This window comes from Actinomyces procaprae (assembly GCF_004798665.1).
Lineage (GTDB): Bacteria > Actinomycetota > Actinomycetes > Actinomycetales > Actinomycetaceae > Actinomyces > Actinomyces procaprae.
Map to the genome: position 1 here is coordinate 637,180 of NZ_CP039292.1, position 15,731 is coordinate 652,910.

A 15,731-nucleotide genomic window follows, 5' to 3' on the forward strand; every position below is an offset into this window, starting at 1 on the left:
GTGCTGCCCGGCGGTGCGGGCTCAGGCGGTGGTGACGTGCTCGCCGTAGCGCTCCAGCTCGATCTCCTCCAGGGACTTGCCCTGGGTCTTCGGAGCGCCGATGGTGCCCACGAGCGTGGAGACGACGAGGAAGCCGATGAGGATGAGGCCATCGATCATCAGACCGTTCTCCCACTTGAGGATGATCGGGAAGATCAGCGAGATCAGGCCGGACGCCAGGCGGACCGCGAAGAAGACGATGCCCTGCGCGGCCGAGCGGTACGGGGTGGCGAACAGTTCGGGGGACCACACCGAGTAGAAGGCCTGGGCGGACGGGCCGGCGGACAGTCCCCAGATGATGGTGTAGCCGAAGGCGGTCCAGGCGGCGTCGGAGGGGCCGAAGACCAGGACGATCCAGGAGACGATGGCCGCCAGGCCGCCGACCAGGAAGTGCCAGCGGTAGGGGACGCGGTCGACCAGGTTCATGAAGATGAAGGTGGAGACGATCACGAAGCCCCAGGAGAGCATGGAGAACAGGTCGGTCTGGATGGTCTCGTAGCCCATGGAGCTGAGGATCGTGGGCAGGAAGATGCCGTTCTGGGAGGCGGCCTGGTTCCAGCAGGTGTAGATGACGGCCAGGAAGATGAGCGCGGTGATGTTCACGCGGCGGCTCAGCAGCTTGCGGAAGGCCGCCCACATCGACGGCGGCTTGGCCTGCGCCCCGCCCTTCGCCTGCTGCCAGGTCTCGGACTCCTCCAGGCCCTGACGGATGTACCAGGTGACCAGGGCGATCACGACCAGGTGGGCGAAGACAATCCGGCTGCCTAGCAGCCCCAGCGGAGCGAGGGCGGCGGCCAGGCCGAAGCCGATGAAGGGGCCGAAGGACCAGGCGAGCTGGGTGGCGCCGATGTGCTTGCCGCGCTGGCTGGTGGGGGCGAACTCGGCGATGTAGGTCCAGCCGGCCGGCACGGAGGCGCCCACGGCCAGGCCGACGATCACGAAGCCGGTGAACAGCATGGGCAGGTTCACGGTGAAGACGACGATCAGGCCGCCGAGCGCGTACAGCAGCAGGTCGTAGGTGTAGATGAACTTGCGCCCGTACTTGTCGCACAGCGGGCCGCCGATGAGGGCACCGATGGCGGCGCCGAAGGCGTTGGAGCTGAAGGCTGCCAGCAGGCCGGCGATGGTGCCGTCGTCGCCGGGGAAGTAGGCGGCACCCCAGAAACCGAGTGAGGTGGCGATGGCGATGATGGAGCCGGAGTCGATGTAGTTGGACATGGAGACGGCGGCGGTCGCCTGCCAGCCGGTCAGTGGCTTACGGGCCACGGGATCCTCCTTGAATCGTGGGCGATGGGTGTGGGGCGGGGAGGGTCAGGGCAGGTAGAAGTACTGGGGCAGGACGGTGGAGGTGCCGCCATCGGGCTGGGCGAAGTACTGGGCCATCTCCGCCTGCCAGCGGGTGTTGACCTCCTCGTCCTCCATGGCGGCCATGGCTGCGGCGGCGTCGTCGGACTCGAAGTAGCCGACGACGAGCCCGTCCTGCGGGCGCAGGAAGAGGGAGTAGTTGCGCCAGCCGCAGCGGCTCAGGGCCTGGCGCATCTCCTCCCAGACGTGCTGGTGGACCTCGACGTACTCGGTGAGTCGGTCCGGCCGCACGCGCAGTAGGAAGCAGCAGCGGTGCGGGGAACGGGCCGTGGTGGTGTTCAGCAGCTCAGTGAGGGCGGCCGGGACGGCGGCGGAGGCGGCTGTCGCGTTGGGGACGGGCGGCGTGGCCGGGGCGGCACCGGCTGTGGCGGCCGCGGTGGCGGGAGCGTCGGCTGCCGACGTGGTCGGGGCGTCTGCGCTGGGGGAGTCGGTCATGGAACGTCCTTGTTCGGGTTGTGCCGCGACGGGAGGCCGGGGCGTGAACGACGGTGTGAACCGTTTCAACATGGGCGACGATAGACCGCGACCGGCCGCGAGTCAAGGGCCGTGCAGGATTCGTGCGGGCCGCCTAGTTGCTTGCGCGTGACGTGTGGGCGTGTGAGACTACATAACGTCCTGATGACGTGACCTGCAGGTCAGCCTTATGCGTACGAGGAGTTGCCCATGGCTCGTTTCCCGACTGGTTCACCCGGGCTGCGTCGTGCTGCCGCAGGTGCGGTGGCGCTGCTGCTGTCCTGCGCGCCGTTAGTGGCGTGCTCGTCTGATTCCGACGACAACCCCCTGGGCATCGGCACCTTCGACCCCGAGGCCATGGCCTCGGCTGAGGCCTCCGAGTCAGCCGCCGCCGCGGCTGCGTCCGCGTCTGCCGCGGCCTCTGCGGAGGCGGCTGGGGTGGTGACCGCGGAGTCCTTGTCGACTGAGCGGCATGTGATCACCTCTATCCCCGAGGATCTGGATGAGCAGCAGACCGAGATCCTGAAGGCTTTCGTCCACTACGACGAGGTGACCTGGAACATCTGGTTCACCCGCACCGGCGTGGAGAACGCCGAACCCCTCATGACCGCCGAGGCATACCAAAGACTTAAAAACAACCTGGACCAGACCGTCGCCGGACACACCGACGGTACGGTGAGGGTCGCAGTGACCTCGGTGTATTTGACGTCTCCCTATGACTCGCCGCCTAAAGCCACGGTCGAGATTTGTGACGACCAGACAGATCTAGTGAAGTATGACGCTGACGGCAATGATGTCAGTGATCCTGAGACTCTGCAGGTGCGCTACAAGATCAGGATCACCATGGTTGATGAGGACGGTGCCTGGAAGGAATCCTCCGAGGAGCGCCTGTCGACCAACGAATGCACGGTGTGAGCCATGGCGCGGATGACTCGAAAACTAGCCGCCTTAGTAGGCGCGGTGCTCCTGTTGGCGGCCCCACTCGTAACCGCAGCTCCAGCCTGGGCCCTTGAGGAGGATGGGGACGCTGTTGGTGGTTCGTCTTCTGGTTCGGTGTCTGCTGGTGGGGATGGGTCGGTGACTATGACGGTGACCGCCCAGTACACGTCGGCTGCGGCAGACGGCTCGGGCGGTAGCTCTGGTGACGTGGTGTCGTCGCAGTCGGTGACCGCGAGTGTGCATCCGGTGTGCTGGTACGAGCAGAGCGACACCGGGGCGGAGCGGGCGAAGTATATTGACTCGCCGAAGGCCACCGATTACATGAGTACTACACGTGGCGACACGTGGGATGACTATAAGGCCCGCTTCCCGGACTACGAGTCGTACGCGGATGACACCAAGGGGCGCTGGTACATCCCGGTGTGCGATTCACGGTACATGGCCGACGGTGACGAACGCGATTTCGGGGAGGTCATGGCGGACTACTACGCCAACAACAGCCCCGTCTATGTGCCTGCCGGGAGTGCGCCTCCGGAGCCGGTAATTGATGGGACCACCCTGGCGCGGGCGGCGTGGGATGCGGTGACGATCCCTACCGCCATGATCGGCTACAACCCCATGGTGGGGGACTTGCAGGCCACGATCGTGGGCTGGGACACCTGGATCTGGGCCACCGGTGATACGCCTAAGGAGGTGCGTGTGACGGCTACCGCCGGCCCCGTAACCGCCACCATCACTGCCACTGCCTCTATGCTTACTCTTCAGCCCAAGGATGGGGTCGCCAAGTGCACCGGGTTCGGGATCCCGTGGAGTGAGGGCAACGACCGGATCGGCACCGACTGCGTGATCGTGTTCGACCGCTCGTCGGCGCACTTCAAGGACAGTGTGACCCCGGTGGATGTGAAGGTGTCCTACGCGATCACCTACTCCGCCACCGACGGGGCCGCCGGCAGCCTCAACACCCACACCACCAGCACAACCACCACTATCCCCGTAGCCGAAATCCAGACGATTATCGTCCGCCCCACCGACGAACCATAAGCCAGGCGGTGTTCTGGTCGATTGACGGGAACGGAGCGCCGGGGCTCGTGCCAGTGCTGGTGGTGTCGGTTGCGTTGGATGGGTCGGGGGGTGCTGGGGTTCTTGCTGGACGTGTAGTTCGGGATGGCGTGGTGTTCTCGTGCCTGGGTGCCGATGTAGGTCAGTAGTTCCGGCATGATGTCCATGGCCTCCTGGGTGGTTTTGGGACCGTCCAGGCTGCCTTCTGGGTCAAGCAAGGCGACGGCCAGTATGAAGCCGTTCCCGAAGCAGATGCCGTTCACATAGTTTTCTGAGCCGGACCCCCTGACCCAGAGGTAGGTGTTTCCCTCCAACTTGGGGGTGTCGAGCTTCTGGACGCCGTTTTCGGTGTCTGCGGCCATGGTCTCGTCGGTCCACTTATAGCCATTGCCTGCGTCGTACTCGTCGTCGTGCCAGTATTCGGTGAACATGATGGTGTTTTACAAGTAGTGGCCTCTGGTATTCGTGGCCGGTGGCATTCTCGAGGAAACAGTGCAACGCCTATCCCAACCGCCGTAGTTCTGTATCGTGGAGCTGCCGATACTGCTGCCGAGGATTCGGTTGAGCCCGGCGGTGTTGTAGACGTCCTGGCATACGGCCTCCGGCGGCGGCAGCTCCTCCGGCTGGTCCCAGGGGCGCCACCACCAGGCGAAGGCACCGGCGCACAGGACGGTGATGGCGAGCAGGATGGCCAGTATGCGTCGTCTTGGCCGCGTTTCCCGGCTTCCTGGGGCGTCGTCGGACTCGAAGTAGCCGACGACGAGCCCGTCCTGGGGACGCAGGAACAGCGAGTAGTTGCGCCAGCCGCAGCGGGTCAGGGCGTGGCGCATCTCCTCCCAGACGTGCTGGTGGACCTCGACGTACTCGGTGAGCCGGTCTGGGCGCACGTGCAGCAGGAAGCAGCAGCGGTGGGGGGAGCGGGCCGAGGTGGTGTTCAGCAGCTCGGTGAGGGCGGCCGGGACGGCGGCGGAGGCGGCTGTCGCGTTGGGGACGGGCGGCGTGGCCGGGGCGGCACCGGCTGTGGCGGCCGCGGTGGCGGGAGCGTCGGCGGTGGGGGAGTCAGTCATGGAACGTCCTTGTTCGTGGGTGCCGCGGCGGAGGGCCGAGGCCTGAACGACGGCGTGAACCGTTTCAACGCGAGCGACCATAGCCCTGCGGCTGCCCGAGAGTCAAGGGCTGTGCAAGAGTCACGTGGACCGCCTAGTTGCTTGTGTGTGACATCTGGGTGTGTGAAACTACGTAACGTCCTGATGACGTGACCTGCAGGTCAGCCTTATGTGCGAGGAGCTTCCCATGACTCGTTTCCCAACAACTTCACCCCGATGGCGCCGCGCCGCCGCAGGCGCCGCGGCGCTGCTGCTGGCCTGTGCACCCCTGGCGGCATGCTCGTCCGACTCCGACGACAACCCCCTGGGTATCGGCACCTTTGACCCCGAGGCCATGGCCTCAGCCGAGGCGTCTGAGTCGGCCGCCGCCGCGGCTGCGTCCGCGTCTGCGGCGGCCTCGGCGGAGGCCGCAGGCGTGGTCACCGCGGAGTCACTGTCCACTGACCGCTACATAGTGACCGCGATCCCCGAGGACCTGGACGAGCTGCAGACCGAGGTGCTCAAGGCCTTCATCAACTACGACCAGGTCACCTGGAACATCTGGTTCACCCACACCGGCGCAGAGAACGCCGAACCCCTCATGACCGCAGAGGAGTACCAGGTCTTAAAGGAAGGCTACGAGCAGTTAGGAGATGGGCGCACAGACGGAGTAGTCCGCGTTTCGGTAAATCAGGTCTTCGCATTCGACATGCGAAAGGCTCAGGTGTTGATCTGTGGCGACCACTCGGACCTAGTCGACTATGACGCTGACGGCAACGACATCAGTGACCCAGAGACGCTCCAAGGCCGCTATGAGGTGCTTATAACCATGATCTACGAGGATGGGACCTGGAAAGAATCGGATGAAACAACGCTATCGACCAACGAATGCGTGGCGTGAACAATGAAACACAAAGATCGAGTGACGCTAACAGTGATAGTCGCTCTTTTGGTTTTCGCTTCTGCTGTGATCGTGCCGAACGCATGGGCGCAAAGGCTTAAGGGCACGCCCACTGGTTCTGGTTCGTCTTCTGGTTCGGTGTCGGCCGGTGGGGATGGTTCGGTGCAGATCGCGGTGTCTGCGGAGTATGTGTCGGCTGCGGCGGATGGGGCCGGCGGGGGTGGTGTGTCGGTGTCGGCGCAGTCGGTGACCGCGAGCGTGCATCCGGTGTGCTGGTACGAGCAGGATCGGACGGGTGCGGAGGTCGCGGAGTGGATTGACTCCAACCAGGCGGAGAAAGAGTATTCGGTGCACGGCAACTGGGGCGGTATCCGGTCGTATATCGAGTCTGAGTATCCCGATTACGACTCCTATGCGGATGATACGGAGGGTTACTGGTATAAGCCGTGGTGCGACTGGAAGTACTACAACGGTGACGATCCGATGGAGTACCAGAAGCTGTTCGCGGAGTTCACCTCGAATGGCCCTGTGTACGTGCCTGCTGGCCAGGCGGCGCCGGAGCCGGTGATCGACGGCGCCACCCTGGCGCGGGCGGCGTGGGATGCGGTGACGATTCCTACGGCGACGATTGGCTACAACCCTTCGGTTGGTCAGTCGCGGGCCACGGTCGTGGGTATGGACACCTGGATCTGGGCCACCGGCGACACGCCGAAGGAGGTGCGTGTTACGGCTACGGCGGGCCCGGTGTCGGCGACGGTCACGGCTACGGCGTCCCGGTTGACTTTGCAGCCCAAGGACGGAACCGCCACGTGTACTGGGTTTGGTATCCCGTGGACTGAGGACAACGACCGCCTCGGCACCGACTGCGTGATCGTGTTCGACCGCTCGTCGGCGCACTTCAAGGACAGTGTGACCCCGGTGGATGTGAAGGTGTCCTACGCGATCACCTACTCCGCCACCGACGGGGCCGCCGGCAGCCTCAACACCCACACCACCAGCACAACCACCACTATCCCCGTAGCCGAAATCCAGACGATTATCGTCCGCCCCACCGACGAACCATAAGCCAGGCGGTGTTCTGGTCGATTGACGGGAACGGAGCGCCGGGGCTCGTGCCAGTGCTGGTGGTGTCGGTTGCGTTGGATGGGTCGGGGGGTGCTGGGGTTCTTGCTGGACGTGTAGTTCGGGATGGCGTGGTGTTCTCGTGCCTGGGTGCCGATGTAGGTCAGTAGTTCCGGCATGATGTCCATGGCCTCCTGGGTGGTTTTGGGACCGTCCAGGCTGCCTTCTGGGTCAAGCAAGGCGACGGCCAGTATGAAGCCGTTCCCGAAGCAGATGCCGTTCACATAGTTTTCTGAGCCGGACCCCCTGACCCAGAGGTAGGTGTTTCCCTCCAACTTGGGGGTGTCGAGCTTCTGGACGCCGTTTTCGGTGTCTGCGGCCATGGTCTCGTCGGTCCACTTATAGCCATTGCCTGCGTCGTACTCGTCGTCGTGCCAGTATTCGGTGAACATGATGGTGTTTTACAAGTAGTGGCCTCTGGTATTCGTGGCCGGTGGCATTCTCGAGGAAACAGTGCAACGCCTATCCCAACCGCCGTAGTTCTGTATCGTGGAGCTGCCGATACTGCTGCCGAGGATTCGGTTGAGCCCGGCGGTGTTGTAGACGTCCTGGCATACGGCCTCCGGCGGCGGCAGCTCCTCCGGCTGGTCCCAGGGGCGCCACCACCAGGCGAGGGCACCGGCGCACAGGACGGTGATGGCGAGCAGGATGGCCAGTATGCGTCGTCTTGGCCGCGTTTCCCGGCTTCCTGGGGCGGCGTCGGTGTGTCTCACCAGTCGTCACCACCGTAGTACTCTTTAAAGTCGTCGGTGGTGCGCCATCTTTCTGGATTGCCGTTAATACCGTTCTGATCGAGGATGTCTGCTACCTCTGGACTGTTTCCGGATCCGTCGGTTACCCAGGTGTAGAAGTTCCTTTGTTGGTCGTTGGTTTTGAGTGTGATGTGGTGGGCGCCGTTGGTGTCTGTGGTGTACCAGGTGGTGGTGTTGGGGTCGGGTGGGTTGTTGATGAGTCCGGCGTTGAACGCGTTGGTGTAGATGGGTGCGGGTAGGCCGGGTGTGCCGGTGGGGATGGTGGGGTTGGGTTGGGGTGTGGTGGTGGGGGTGTGGGTGATGGTGTGCTGGCCGTTGGTGTTGGTGGTGATGGTTAGCTGGTCGGTGGAGGCTGCGGCTCCGGCGTTGGCCGCGTCGATGATGCCAGTGTCGGTGGTGTCGGCTAGTAGGGTGAGTAGGTTCAGGGCGTCGGCGTTGCGGGCGTAGAAGTCGGCCAGGGTGTCGGTTGAGGCGCCGTGGGTGTTCATGTACTGGGAGGCTTGTGCGGCGGTGTAGGCGGTTGTGGCGCGGGCGATCTCGTAGGCCGCTCCGGTTGAGTCCGCTACTTCGTACAGCAGGTGCGCGGTAGCGGTGGTGAGGTCCTGCTCGTTGGTGCCTGCGGTTGTTATAGGGAATGCCTTGTAGTAGTTGTCGGGGCCGGTGGCGGTGATGGGGAGGCGTTGGGCCAGGGCGATGAGCTCGGTGGGGCAGTTGCCCAGGATGACGCCGGTGTTGGCCTTGGCCTGGTCGGTCAGGCGGTTGGTGTGGTTGGCCAGGAGGATGATGCCTTGGGCGGTGGCCCAGGTAGCGCGCTGGCCGTCCTGGCCTGTGTCAGTTCTTAGGGATGAGGCGGCTGCGAGGGCCTGGGTGAGGGCGGTGATGCCCTTGGTGCCCCAGCGCCGTCCGGTTAGCTGGTCCCACCTGGTTTCGGGCCTCACCGGACGGCACCCACCCGCCACTGAAGTCATCGTCATCACCATCGCTATCGCTGCCGCCGGTGCCGGTGGTGCTGGTGGTGGGGACGAGGTAGTCCAGGGCGGCGGCCGGGTCGCCGGCCAGACCAGACAGCTGCGCCTCCAGTGGGTCCTCCACCCACACCCGCCACCACACACCACCAGCAACCCCCACCACAACCAGCACCAGGACCAACACAACCGCCACAGTGCGGCGCCGGACGCCATGGGCAGGGCGCTGGTCGGACTCCGGGACGGGAGTGCTTTGTGCGGGGGAGGTGGCGGTGGCTTCCATGGGTCAGGGTGTGGTTGGGGTGCTCGTGGATGTTGGCCCCGTGCCTGGGGGTGCTGGTTGCGTCGGATGGTTCGGGGGCGCCGGGGTTCTTGGTGGACCTGAAGTTTGGGATGGCGTGGTGTTGTCGTGCCTGGGTGCCGATGTAGGTCAGTAGCTCGGGCATGACGTCCATGGCCTCCTGGGTGGTTCTCGGGCCGTCCAGGCTGTTTTCTGGGTAAAGCAAGGTGACGACCAGTATGAAGCCGTTCCCGAACCAGATGCCGTTCACATGGTTTTCTGAGCCGAGCTCCATTACCCAGAGGTAGGTGTTGCCCTCGAGTTCGGGGTTGTTGAGTTTCTGGACGTCGTTCTCGGTGTCCGCGGCCATGGTCTCATCGGTCCACTTGTAACCGTTGCCCGCGTCGTACTCCTCGCCGCCCCAGTATTCGATGAGCATGATGGTGTTCTGCAGGTAGTAGCCGTCGGCGTCTGTGGCCGGTGGCTTGCCCGATATAACGCCGCAGCGCCTGTCCCAACCGCCGTAGCTCTGCATCGTGTCGCTGCCGATACTGCTGCCCAGGATTCGGTTGAGCTCGGCGGTGTTGTAGACGTCCTGACACACGGCCTCCGGCGGCGGAACCTCCTCCTCATGATCCCAGGGGCGCCACAACCAGGCCAGGGTACCGGTGCACAGGGCCGTGATGGTGAGCAGGACTGCCAGCATGCGTCTCCTATACCTACACATGCCAGGCCCCTGGGCGGTGGCGCCAGCGGCGCGGGTGCTGTCGCTGTGGTCCGTGTTGGGGGTGGTTGGGTTCATGGTTGTGTGCTGCCAGTGGTTGTGTCAGTAGTCTTCGGGCAGGTCGGTGTCTTTAGGGTCTGCCGCGGTCTGGCTGACGGTCATTAGGCCTTCGGACAGGCCGATGTCGTCGCCGTTGGTGGCCCACCACTGCTGGAACTGCTCCTTCTGGGTGTCGTCGGTGATGGTGACGGTCTTGGTGTCCGGGTCGTACCAGGACTGCGGGTTATCGGCGTCGGGGAAGTAGCTCTCGTCTACGAGCCCGTGCTGGACGGCGACCTCGGTGATACTGGCGTTGTAGGCGGTTGCGTCGATCTTCAGGTCGGTGACGGTGTCGCTGGAGGCCGCCTCCCATAGCGACAGCCCGGTGGAGCCCGCGGCGGACACGGCTGCGGCGGCGGGGTGGGGAATCGCGCCCACGATGGCGAAGGCAGCACCGGCCTGCGCCCGCTCCTTATCGCGCTGAGTATCCGAACGTTCATTGGCCAGGTCGGCGACCTCATCCACCCAGGCCGCCGCGCTACGCCCATTGGTATAGGCGCGGTTCATGCCCTTTTGTGCTTCTTGAATCTGTTCGGAGGTTGGGGGTGTTCCGTCTGTGGGGAGGTCTTCTGCGGCCTCTGCGTGCGCGGCGCGCTCGGTGTAGTTCGCGATCCCCTGGCCGGCCGCGGACACCGCGTCGTCGGAGTCGGCGATGGATGCGACCACGTGCTTCAACGCCTTGCGCTTGGACTCGGCATCGTGGGCGTGGTCCTTGGCCGTGGGGTACCCGTACTGGCTGTCTGGCTTCGCGCCGGTGGCCATGCCGGTGATCTCGGCGGCGTGGTTGCCGGCGAATACGCCGAGGTTGACCTTGGTCTGCTCAGAGGACTTGGAGAAGTCATGGCTGCCGAAGTACTCCAGAGCCTGGCCGCACGCCCAGGTCGCCCGCCTGTCAAGGGCGCCGTCGGTGCTCCCGCGCTGGCTTGAGACCGCCGCGTAGGCGGCGGTCAGCGCGTCTTCATTTCCATATACCCAGGTCCTGGTGAACAACAGGTCAGCGCGCTCCTGCGCGGTGATGGTGCGGCCGTCCCGGGTGGTGAACGAGATGTTCGGGTCGTAGTCGGTTATCGGGATGGTCGCGTTGCCGTTCTCATCAATGACGATGGGTGGGTTGACCAGGGTAGGTGTGAAGTACTTGTCGGCGGCCTCCAGGTTGCGGCTCATGGCGAAGAGCGGCCCCGCCATCGGATCAACCGCATAGCCGTCAAGGTAGTTGCCGGTCCCGGTTACCAACGGGGCATCGGTCACCATGGCCGTTTTCACCAGTCGTCACCACTATAGTATTCCCTGAACTCGTCGGTGGTGCGCCATCTTTCTGGAACGCCGTTAATGCCAATTCGCTTCATGATGTCTTTGACGGCCAGGCTGTTTCCGGATCCGTCGGTTACCCAGGTGTAGAAGTTCCTTTGTTGGTCGTTGGTTTTGAGTGTGATGTGGTGTGCGCCGTTGGTGTCTGTGGTGTACCAGGTGGTGGTGTTGGGGTCGGGTGGGTTGTTGATGAGTCCGGCGTTGAACGCGTTGGTGTAGATGGGTGCGGGTAGGCCGGGTGTGCCGGTGGGGATGGTGGGGTTGGGTTGGGGTGTGTGGTGGGGGTGTGGGGTGTGTGTGCTGGCCGTTGGTGTTGGTGGTGATGGTTAGCTGTCGGTGGAGGCTGCGGCTCCGGCGTTGGCCGCGTCGATGATGCCAGTGTCGGTGGTGTCGGCTAGTAGGGTGAGTAGGTTCAGGGCGTCGGCGTTGCGGGCGTAGAAGTCGGCCAGGGTGTCGGTTGAGGCGCCGTGGGTGTTCATGTACTGGGAGGCTTGTGCGGCGGTGTAGGCGGTTGTGGCGCGGGCGATCTCGTAGGCCGCTCCGGTTGAGTCCGCTACTTCGTACAGCAGGTGCGCGGTAGCGGTGGTGAGGTCCTGCTCGTTGGTGCCTGCGTTGTTATAGGGAATGCCTTGTAGTAGTTGTCGGGGCCGGTGGCGTGATGGGGCGTTGGGCCAGGCGATGAGTTCGGTGGGGCAGTTCCCAGGATGACGCCGGTGTTGGCCTTGGCCTGGTCGTCAGGTGCTGGTGTGGTTGGCCAGGAGGATGAGCCTTGGCGGTGGCCCAGGGGCGCGCTGGCCGTCCTGGCCTGTGTCAGTTCTTAGGGATGAGGCGGCTGCGAGGGCCTGGGTGAGGGCGGTGATGCCCTTGGTGCCCCAGCGCCGTCCGGTTAGCTGGTCCCACCTGGTTCGGGCCTCACCGGACGGCACCCACCCGCCACTGAAGTCATCGTCATCACCATCGCTATCGCTGCCGCCGGTGCCGGTGGTGCTGGTGGTGGGGACGAGGTAGTCCAGGGCGGCGGCCGGGTCGCCGGCCAGACCAGACAGCTGCGCCTCCAGTGGGTCCTCCACCCACACCCGCCACCACACACCACCAGCAACCCCCACCACAACCAGCACCACAACCAGCGCAACGGCGGTACGCCGCAGAGCGCGGTGAGGAGACCTGCGGTCAGACGCCGAAATAGACGTATCCGGGGCGGGGACGGCATCAGAAGACGTCACCAGTCGTCACCACCGTAGTACTCTTTAAAGCCGTCGGTGGTGCGCCATCTTTCTGGATTGCCGTTAATGCCGATTCGGTTCATGACGTGTTTGACGTCCAGGCTGTTTCCGGCGCCTTCATAAATCCACTCGTAGAAGTCTTTCAGCTGATCTGTGGTTTTGAGTGTGATGTGGTGTGCGCCGTTGGTGTCTGTGGTGTACCAGGTGGTGGTGTTGGGGTCGGGTGGGTTGTTGATGAGTCCGGCGTTGAACGCGTTGGTGTAGATGGGTGCGGGTAGGCCGGGTGTGCCGGTGGGGATGGTGGGGTTGGGTTGGGGTGTGGTGGTGGGGGTGTGGGTGATGGTGTGCTGGCCGTTGGTGTTGGTGGTGATGGTTAGCTGGTCGGTGGAGGCTGCGGCTCCGGCGTTGGCCGCGTCGATGATGCCAGTGTCGGTGGTGTCGGCTAGTAGGGTGAGTAGGTTCAGGGCGTCGGCGTTGCGGGCGTAGAAGTCGGCCAGGGTGTCGGTTGAGGCGCCGTGGGTGTTCATGTACTGGGAGGCTTGTGCGGCGGTGTAGGCGGTTGTGGCGCGGGCGATCTCGTAGGCCGCTCCGGTTGAGTCCGCTACTTCGTACAGCAGGTGCGCGGTAGCGGTGGTGAGGTCCTGCTCGTTGGTGCCTGCGGTTGTTATAGGGAATGCCTTGTAGTAGTTGTCGGGGCCGGTGGCGGTGATGGGGAGGCGTTGGGCCAGGGCGATGAGTTCGGTGGGGCAGTTGCCCAGGATGACGCCGGTGTTGGCCTTGGCCTGGTCGGTCAGGTGGCTGGTGTGGTTGGCCAGGAGGATGATGCCTTGGGCGGTGGCCCAGGTAGCGCGCTGGCCGTCCTGGCCTGTGTCAGTTCTTAGGGATGAGGCGGCTGCGAGGGCCTGGGTGAGGGCGGTGATGCCCTTGGTGCCCCAGCGCCGTCCGGTTAGCTGGTCCCACCTGGTTCGGGCCTCACCGGACGGCACCCACCCGCCACTGAAGTCATCGTCATCACCATCGCTGCTGTCGTTGGCTTCGTCGGCGCCGTCATTATCGTTTGCGTCGCTGCCGCCGGTGCCGGTGGTGCTGGTGGTGGGGACGAGGTAGTCCAGGGCGGCGGCCGGGTCGCCGGCCAGGCCCGCCAGCTGCGCCTCCAGTGGGTCCTCCACCCACACCCGCCACCACACACCACCAGCAACCCCCACCACAACCAGCACCACAACCAGCACAACCGCCACAGTGCGGCGCCGGACGCCGCGGCGGGGCTGGAAACCGGCGCCCTGAGGGAGCCCGCGTGCCGGGGGCGAGCCAGCTCCAGCGCGGTTCACCACGCATCACCACCATAGTATTCCTTATAATCATCGGCACTGTTCCAACTCGTTGTTCCGCCGTCAATACTGATTTGGTTTAGGGTGTTTTTGACGTCCGGGCTGTTTCCAGCGCCTTCATGAATCCATTCGTAGAAATCTTTGAGCTGATCCGTAGTGTTGAGTGTTATGTGGTGTGCGCCGTTGGCGTCAACGGAGTACCACGAGGTCGTGGAAGGGTCGGGTGGGTTGTTGATGAGTCCGGCGTTGAACGCATTGGTGTAGGCGGCGCCGAGTAGCACTGACGGGTCGTCTGCTCCGGTCACATCAACCGCGGGTGCGCCATTGAGAGCCAAGCCAGCGTTGGCAAGTGTTGCGGGGACGTTTACGCCGGGAACCAGTGATAGCAAGGTGGTGGCGGCAGTGGCGCCATTATAGACGCTGTCGGCATGTTCTTGGCCCAGTACTGTGAGCAGACCTAAAACACTGCCCTCCTCGTCGTAGTTGCTACGAATGGTGTCTGTGGAGAGACCGTCCTCTGTCGCAGCCAAAGAAGTGTGTGCGGCGGTGAATGCGGTGGTGCCGCGAGCAATCTCGTAAACTGCTTCCGACGAGTCGGAGACTTCGTATAGCAGGTGTGCGATGGCCTGTTGAATAGCTGTGGGATCTCCTCCGGCTACAGTAATAGGTGCTTGTGGATAAGCAGCGTAGTCATAGGGAACACCTGTACCGCGATTCGCGATGCTGAGAATCTCGGGTCCGCAGTTTCCGAGCATGATGCCGATGTTGTGTTTGGTCTGCCCGTGTGCGGGGATGTCTTGTGCTTCGATTATGGTGATGCCGTTTGCTGTGGCCCAGGTGGCGCGCTGGCTGTTTTCAGTGCCGGATGGGGTTCCGACGTTGTCCGCCGAAGGGCTGCGCGAGGCGGAGGCCGCGGCGAAGACGGCTGACAGGCCCTCCATGCTCAGCTCCGTCCACTCCCGGTTGGTCAGCATCTCCATGCGTTTCTTGGCCTGTGGTGAGGGCACCCAGGCGCCGTCTTCGCTGTTCCAGTCCTCTGGGGCCAGGTAGTCCAATGATGCCTCGGTGTTGCGCGCCATGCCGTTGAGGACGGCCGCCAACGGGTCGGTGGTGTGGCCGGGCAGGTACTTGTCCGCGTAGTCATCGCTGCCGTAGTTGTTGCTGCCCCAGGTGACGCCCTTGGGCTCGGCGGGCCAGTCCTCAATGGTCTCCATCAGCCCCGCCAGGCCGACTAGGAAATCGGCGTCGTAGACGGTGCCGTCAGCGGTGAGGTAGGCGTCCAGCACGGTGGCGCGGCCCTCGTGCCCCTTCTCCGTAACGGCGTTGTAGATGGCCGATGCGAGCGAGTACTGGTGCGGCGAGGACGGAGATGAGACGGAGGGCTGGTAGGAGGTCTCATCGTAAAGGGTGGAGGCGGCACACATGACATGCCCGAAGGTGTCGACCATCCGGTCGATGATCTCTGGTTGTGATTGGAAGGCGTAGTTGGTGTCCTTCTGTGCCTCTAGCGGGGCGTCCAGCATATTGTCCACGCCCATGGTCTGGCAGAACGCCAGGCCGTAGGTGGGGATGTCGCGGTGCTTGTCGATTTGGTCGAGGATTTCCTCGGGGGTGCGGCCTTGGGTGGAGGTGCCGTTCTCCAGGGCCTCCTGCAGCTCGGCCGCCTCGGCCTTGGCGGTCTCAACTGAGCCGGTGTTGTAGGCGTGGACGTTGCTGACGGTGTCCATGTTGCGCCAGTAGGCGGCTTCGTCGGTGGTGCCTGGTGGTGGGTCGGGCAGGTAGTAGGTCAGGGTGCCGTCGGGGCTGGCCATGGTGATGCCGGAGGCGTTGATGTCGATGGCCTCCTGGCGGCGCGAGCGCAGCTGGTCGGCCAGGTCGCGCAGGTCGTAGGCGGACTGTGCCAGGGGTCCTGGGCGTGGTCCTGCGTCGGTTGCGTCGACGACGGATGGCACCGGGTCGTGGTAGTAGTTGCTGGTGTGGTTGATGGCGTTGCGCTCGTAGTCGATCGCTGCGGCGCGGTCCTCGAGGTTGTCGACGACGGTTTGCATCTTGTCGGTGTCGATCTTGATGAAGGCCATGGGGGCCGGCT

At 64.1% G+C, this 15,731-nt stretch carries 16 protein-coding genes; 4 read left to right on the forward strand and 12 right to left on the reverse strand.

Features of this window, described 5'->3' with window-relative positions; translation table 11 throughout:
- Positions 1–21: 21 nt before the first annotated feature.
- Entirely contained in the window at positions 22–1,305 is a 1,284-nt protein-coding gene (locus E4J16_RS02385; RefSeq protein ID WP_136313160.1) for an MFS transporter, read from the reverse strand.
- Positions 1,306–1,350: 45 nt separating this feature from the next.
- Positions 1,351–1,839, reverse strand: coding sequence for an L-rhamnose mutarotase (locus E4J16_RS02390; protein ID WP_136313161.1), 489 nt, complete (start codon positions 1,837–1,839; stop codon positions 1,351–1,353).
- 228 nt (positions 1,840–2,067) lie between these two features.
- Here E4J16_RS02390 and E4J16_RS02395 point away from each other — a divergent pair, with 228 nt between their 5' ends.
- Entirely contained in the window at positions 2,068–2,772 is a 705-nt protein-coding gene (locus E4J16_RS02395) for a hypothetical protein (RefSeq protein WP_136313162.1), read from the forward strand.
- 345 nt (positions 2,773–3,117) lie between these two features.
- Positions 3,118–3,837, forward strand: coding sequence for a hypothetical protein (locus E4J16_RS02400; protein ID WP_240038231.1), 720 nt, complete (start codon positions 3,118–3,120; stop codon positions 3,835–3,837).
- Here E4J16_RS02400 and E4J16_RS02405 read toward each other — a convergent pair.
- Both E4J16_RS02405 and E4J16_RS15570 read right to left on the reverse strand, forming a co-directional pair.
- A complete protein-coding gene (locus tag E4J16_RS02405) occupies positions 3,720–4,286 on the reverse strand; it encodes a hypothetical protein (protein WP_136313163.1) in 567 nt (188 codons plus the stop codon). The two genes, E4J16_RS02400 and E4J16_RS02405, sit on opposite strands and share 118 nt — an antisense overlap.
- 9 nt (positions 4,287–4,295) lie before the next feature.
- Positions 4,296–4,922, reverse strand: a complete 627-nt coding sequence (locus tag E4J16_RS15570; RefSeq protein WP_240038232.1) for an L-rhamnose mutarotase — start codon at positions 4,920–4,922, stop codon at positions 4,296–4,298.
- 226 nt (positions 4,923–5,148) lie between these two features.
- On the opposite strand from E4J16_RS15570, the gene E4J16_RS02415 reads away from it, so the two are divergent.
- On the forward strand, positions 5,149–5,841 hold the full coding sequence (locus tag E4J16_RS02415) for a hypothetical protein (protein ID WP_136194111.1): 693 nt from the start codon (positions 5,149–5,151) through the stop codon (positions 5,839–5,841).
- Positions 5,842–5,844: 3 nt separating this feature from the next.
- On the forward strand, positions 5,845–6,906 hold the full coding sequence (locus E4J16_RS15575) for a hypothetical protein (RefSeq protein WP_240038233.1): 1,062 nt from the start codon (positions 5,845–5,847) through the stop codon (positions 6,904–6,906).
- Here the strand turns inward: E4J16_RS15575 and E4J16_RS02425 are convergent.
- The 8 genes from E4J16_RS02425 to E4J16_RS02460 form a co-directional block, all read right to left on the reverse strand.
- Positions 6,789–7,355: a hypothetical protein gene (locus E4J16_RS02425; RefSeq protein ID WP_136313163.1), complete on the reverse strand. Its 567-nt coding sequence runs from the start codon at positions 7,353–7,355 to the stop codon at positions 6,789–6,791. The genes E4J16_RS15575 and E4J16_RS02425 overlap by 118 nt on opposite strands.
- 317 nt (positions 7,356–7,672) lie before the next feature.
- Complete coding sequence (locus tag E4J16_RS02430) at positions 7,673–8,653, reverse strand: DUF6571 family protein (protein ID WP_136313164.1); 981 nt, start codon at positions 8,651–8,653, stop codon at positions 7,673–7,675.
- A gap of 44 nt (positions 8,654–8,697) precedes the next feature.
- Positions 8,698–9,666, reverse strand: a complete 969-nt coding sequence (locus tag E4J16_RS02435; protein WP_136313165.1) for a hypothetical protein — start codon at positions 9,664–9,666, stop codon at positions 8,698–8,700.
- Positions 9,667–9,786: 120 nt separating this feature from the next.
- Positions 9,787–11,046 carry a DUF6571 family protein gene (locus tag E4J16_RS02440; protein ID WP_136313166.1) on the reverse strand — a complete coding sequence of 420 codons (1,260 nt, stop codon included), beginning with the start codon at positions 11,044–11,046 and terminating at the stop codon, positions 9,787–9,789.
- A 371-nt stretch (positions 11,047–11,417) separates the two neighbouring features.
- A complete protein-coding gene (locus E4J16_RS15045) occupies positions 11,418–11,570 on the reverse strand; it encodes a hypothetical protein (protein WP_168709447.1) in 153 nt (50 codons plus the stop codon).
- A gap of 255 nt (positions 11,571–11,825) precedes the next feature.
- Positions 11,826–12,314 carry a DUF6571 family protein gene (locus E4J16_RS02445; protein ID WP_136313167.1) on the reverse strand — a complete coding sequence of 163 codons (489 nt, stop codon included), beginning with the start codon at positions 12,312–12,314 and terminating at the stop codon, positions 11,826–11,828.
- Positions 12,311–13,552 (reverse strand): DUF6571 family protein, encoded by a 1,242-nt coding sequence (locus E4J16_RS15050; protein WP_168709448.1) that lies wholly within the window; start codon positions 13,550–13,552, stop codon positions 12,311–12,313. The genes E4J16_RS02445 and E4J16_RS15050 overlap by 4 nt, the downstream gene beginning before the upstream one ends.
- Positions 13,553–13,638: 86 nt before the next feature.
- A complete protein-coding gene (locus tag E4J16_RS02460; RefSeq protein WP_136313169.1) occupies positions 13,639–15,720 on the reverse strand; it encodes a DUF6571 family protein in 2,082 nt (693 codons plus the stop codon).
- Positions 15,721–15,731: the final 11 nt, after the last annotated feature.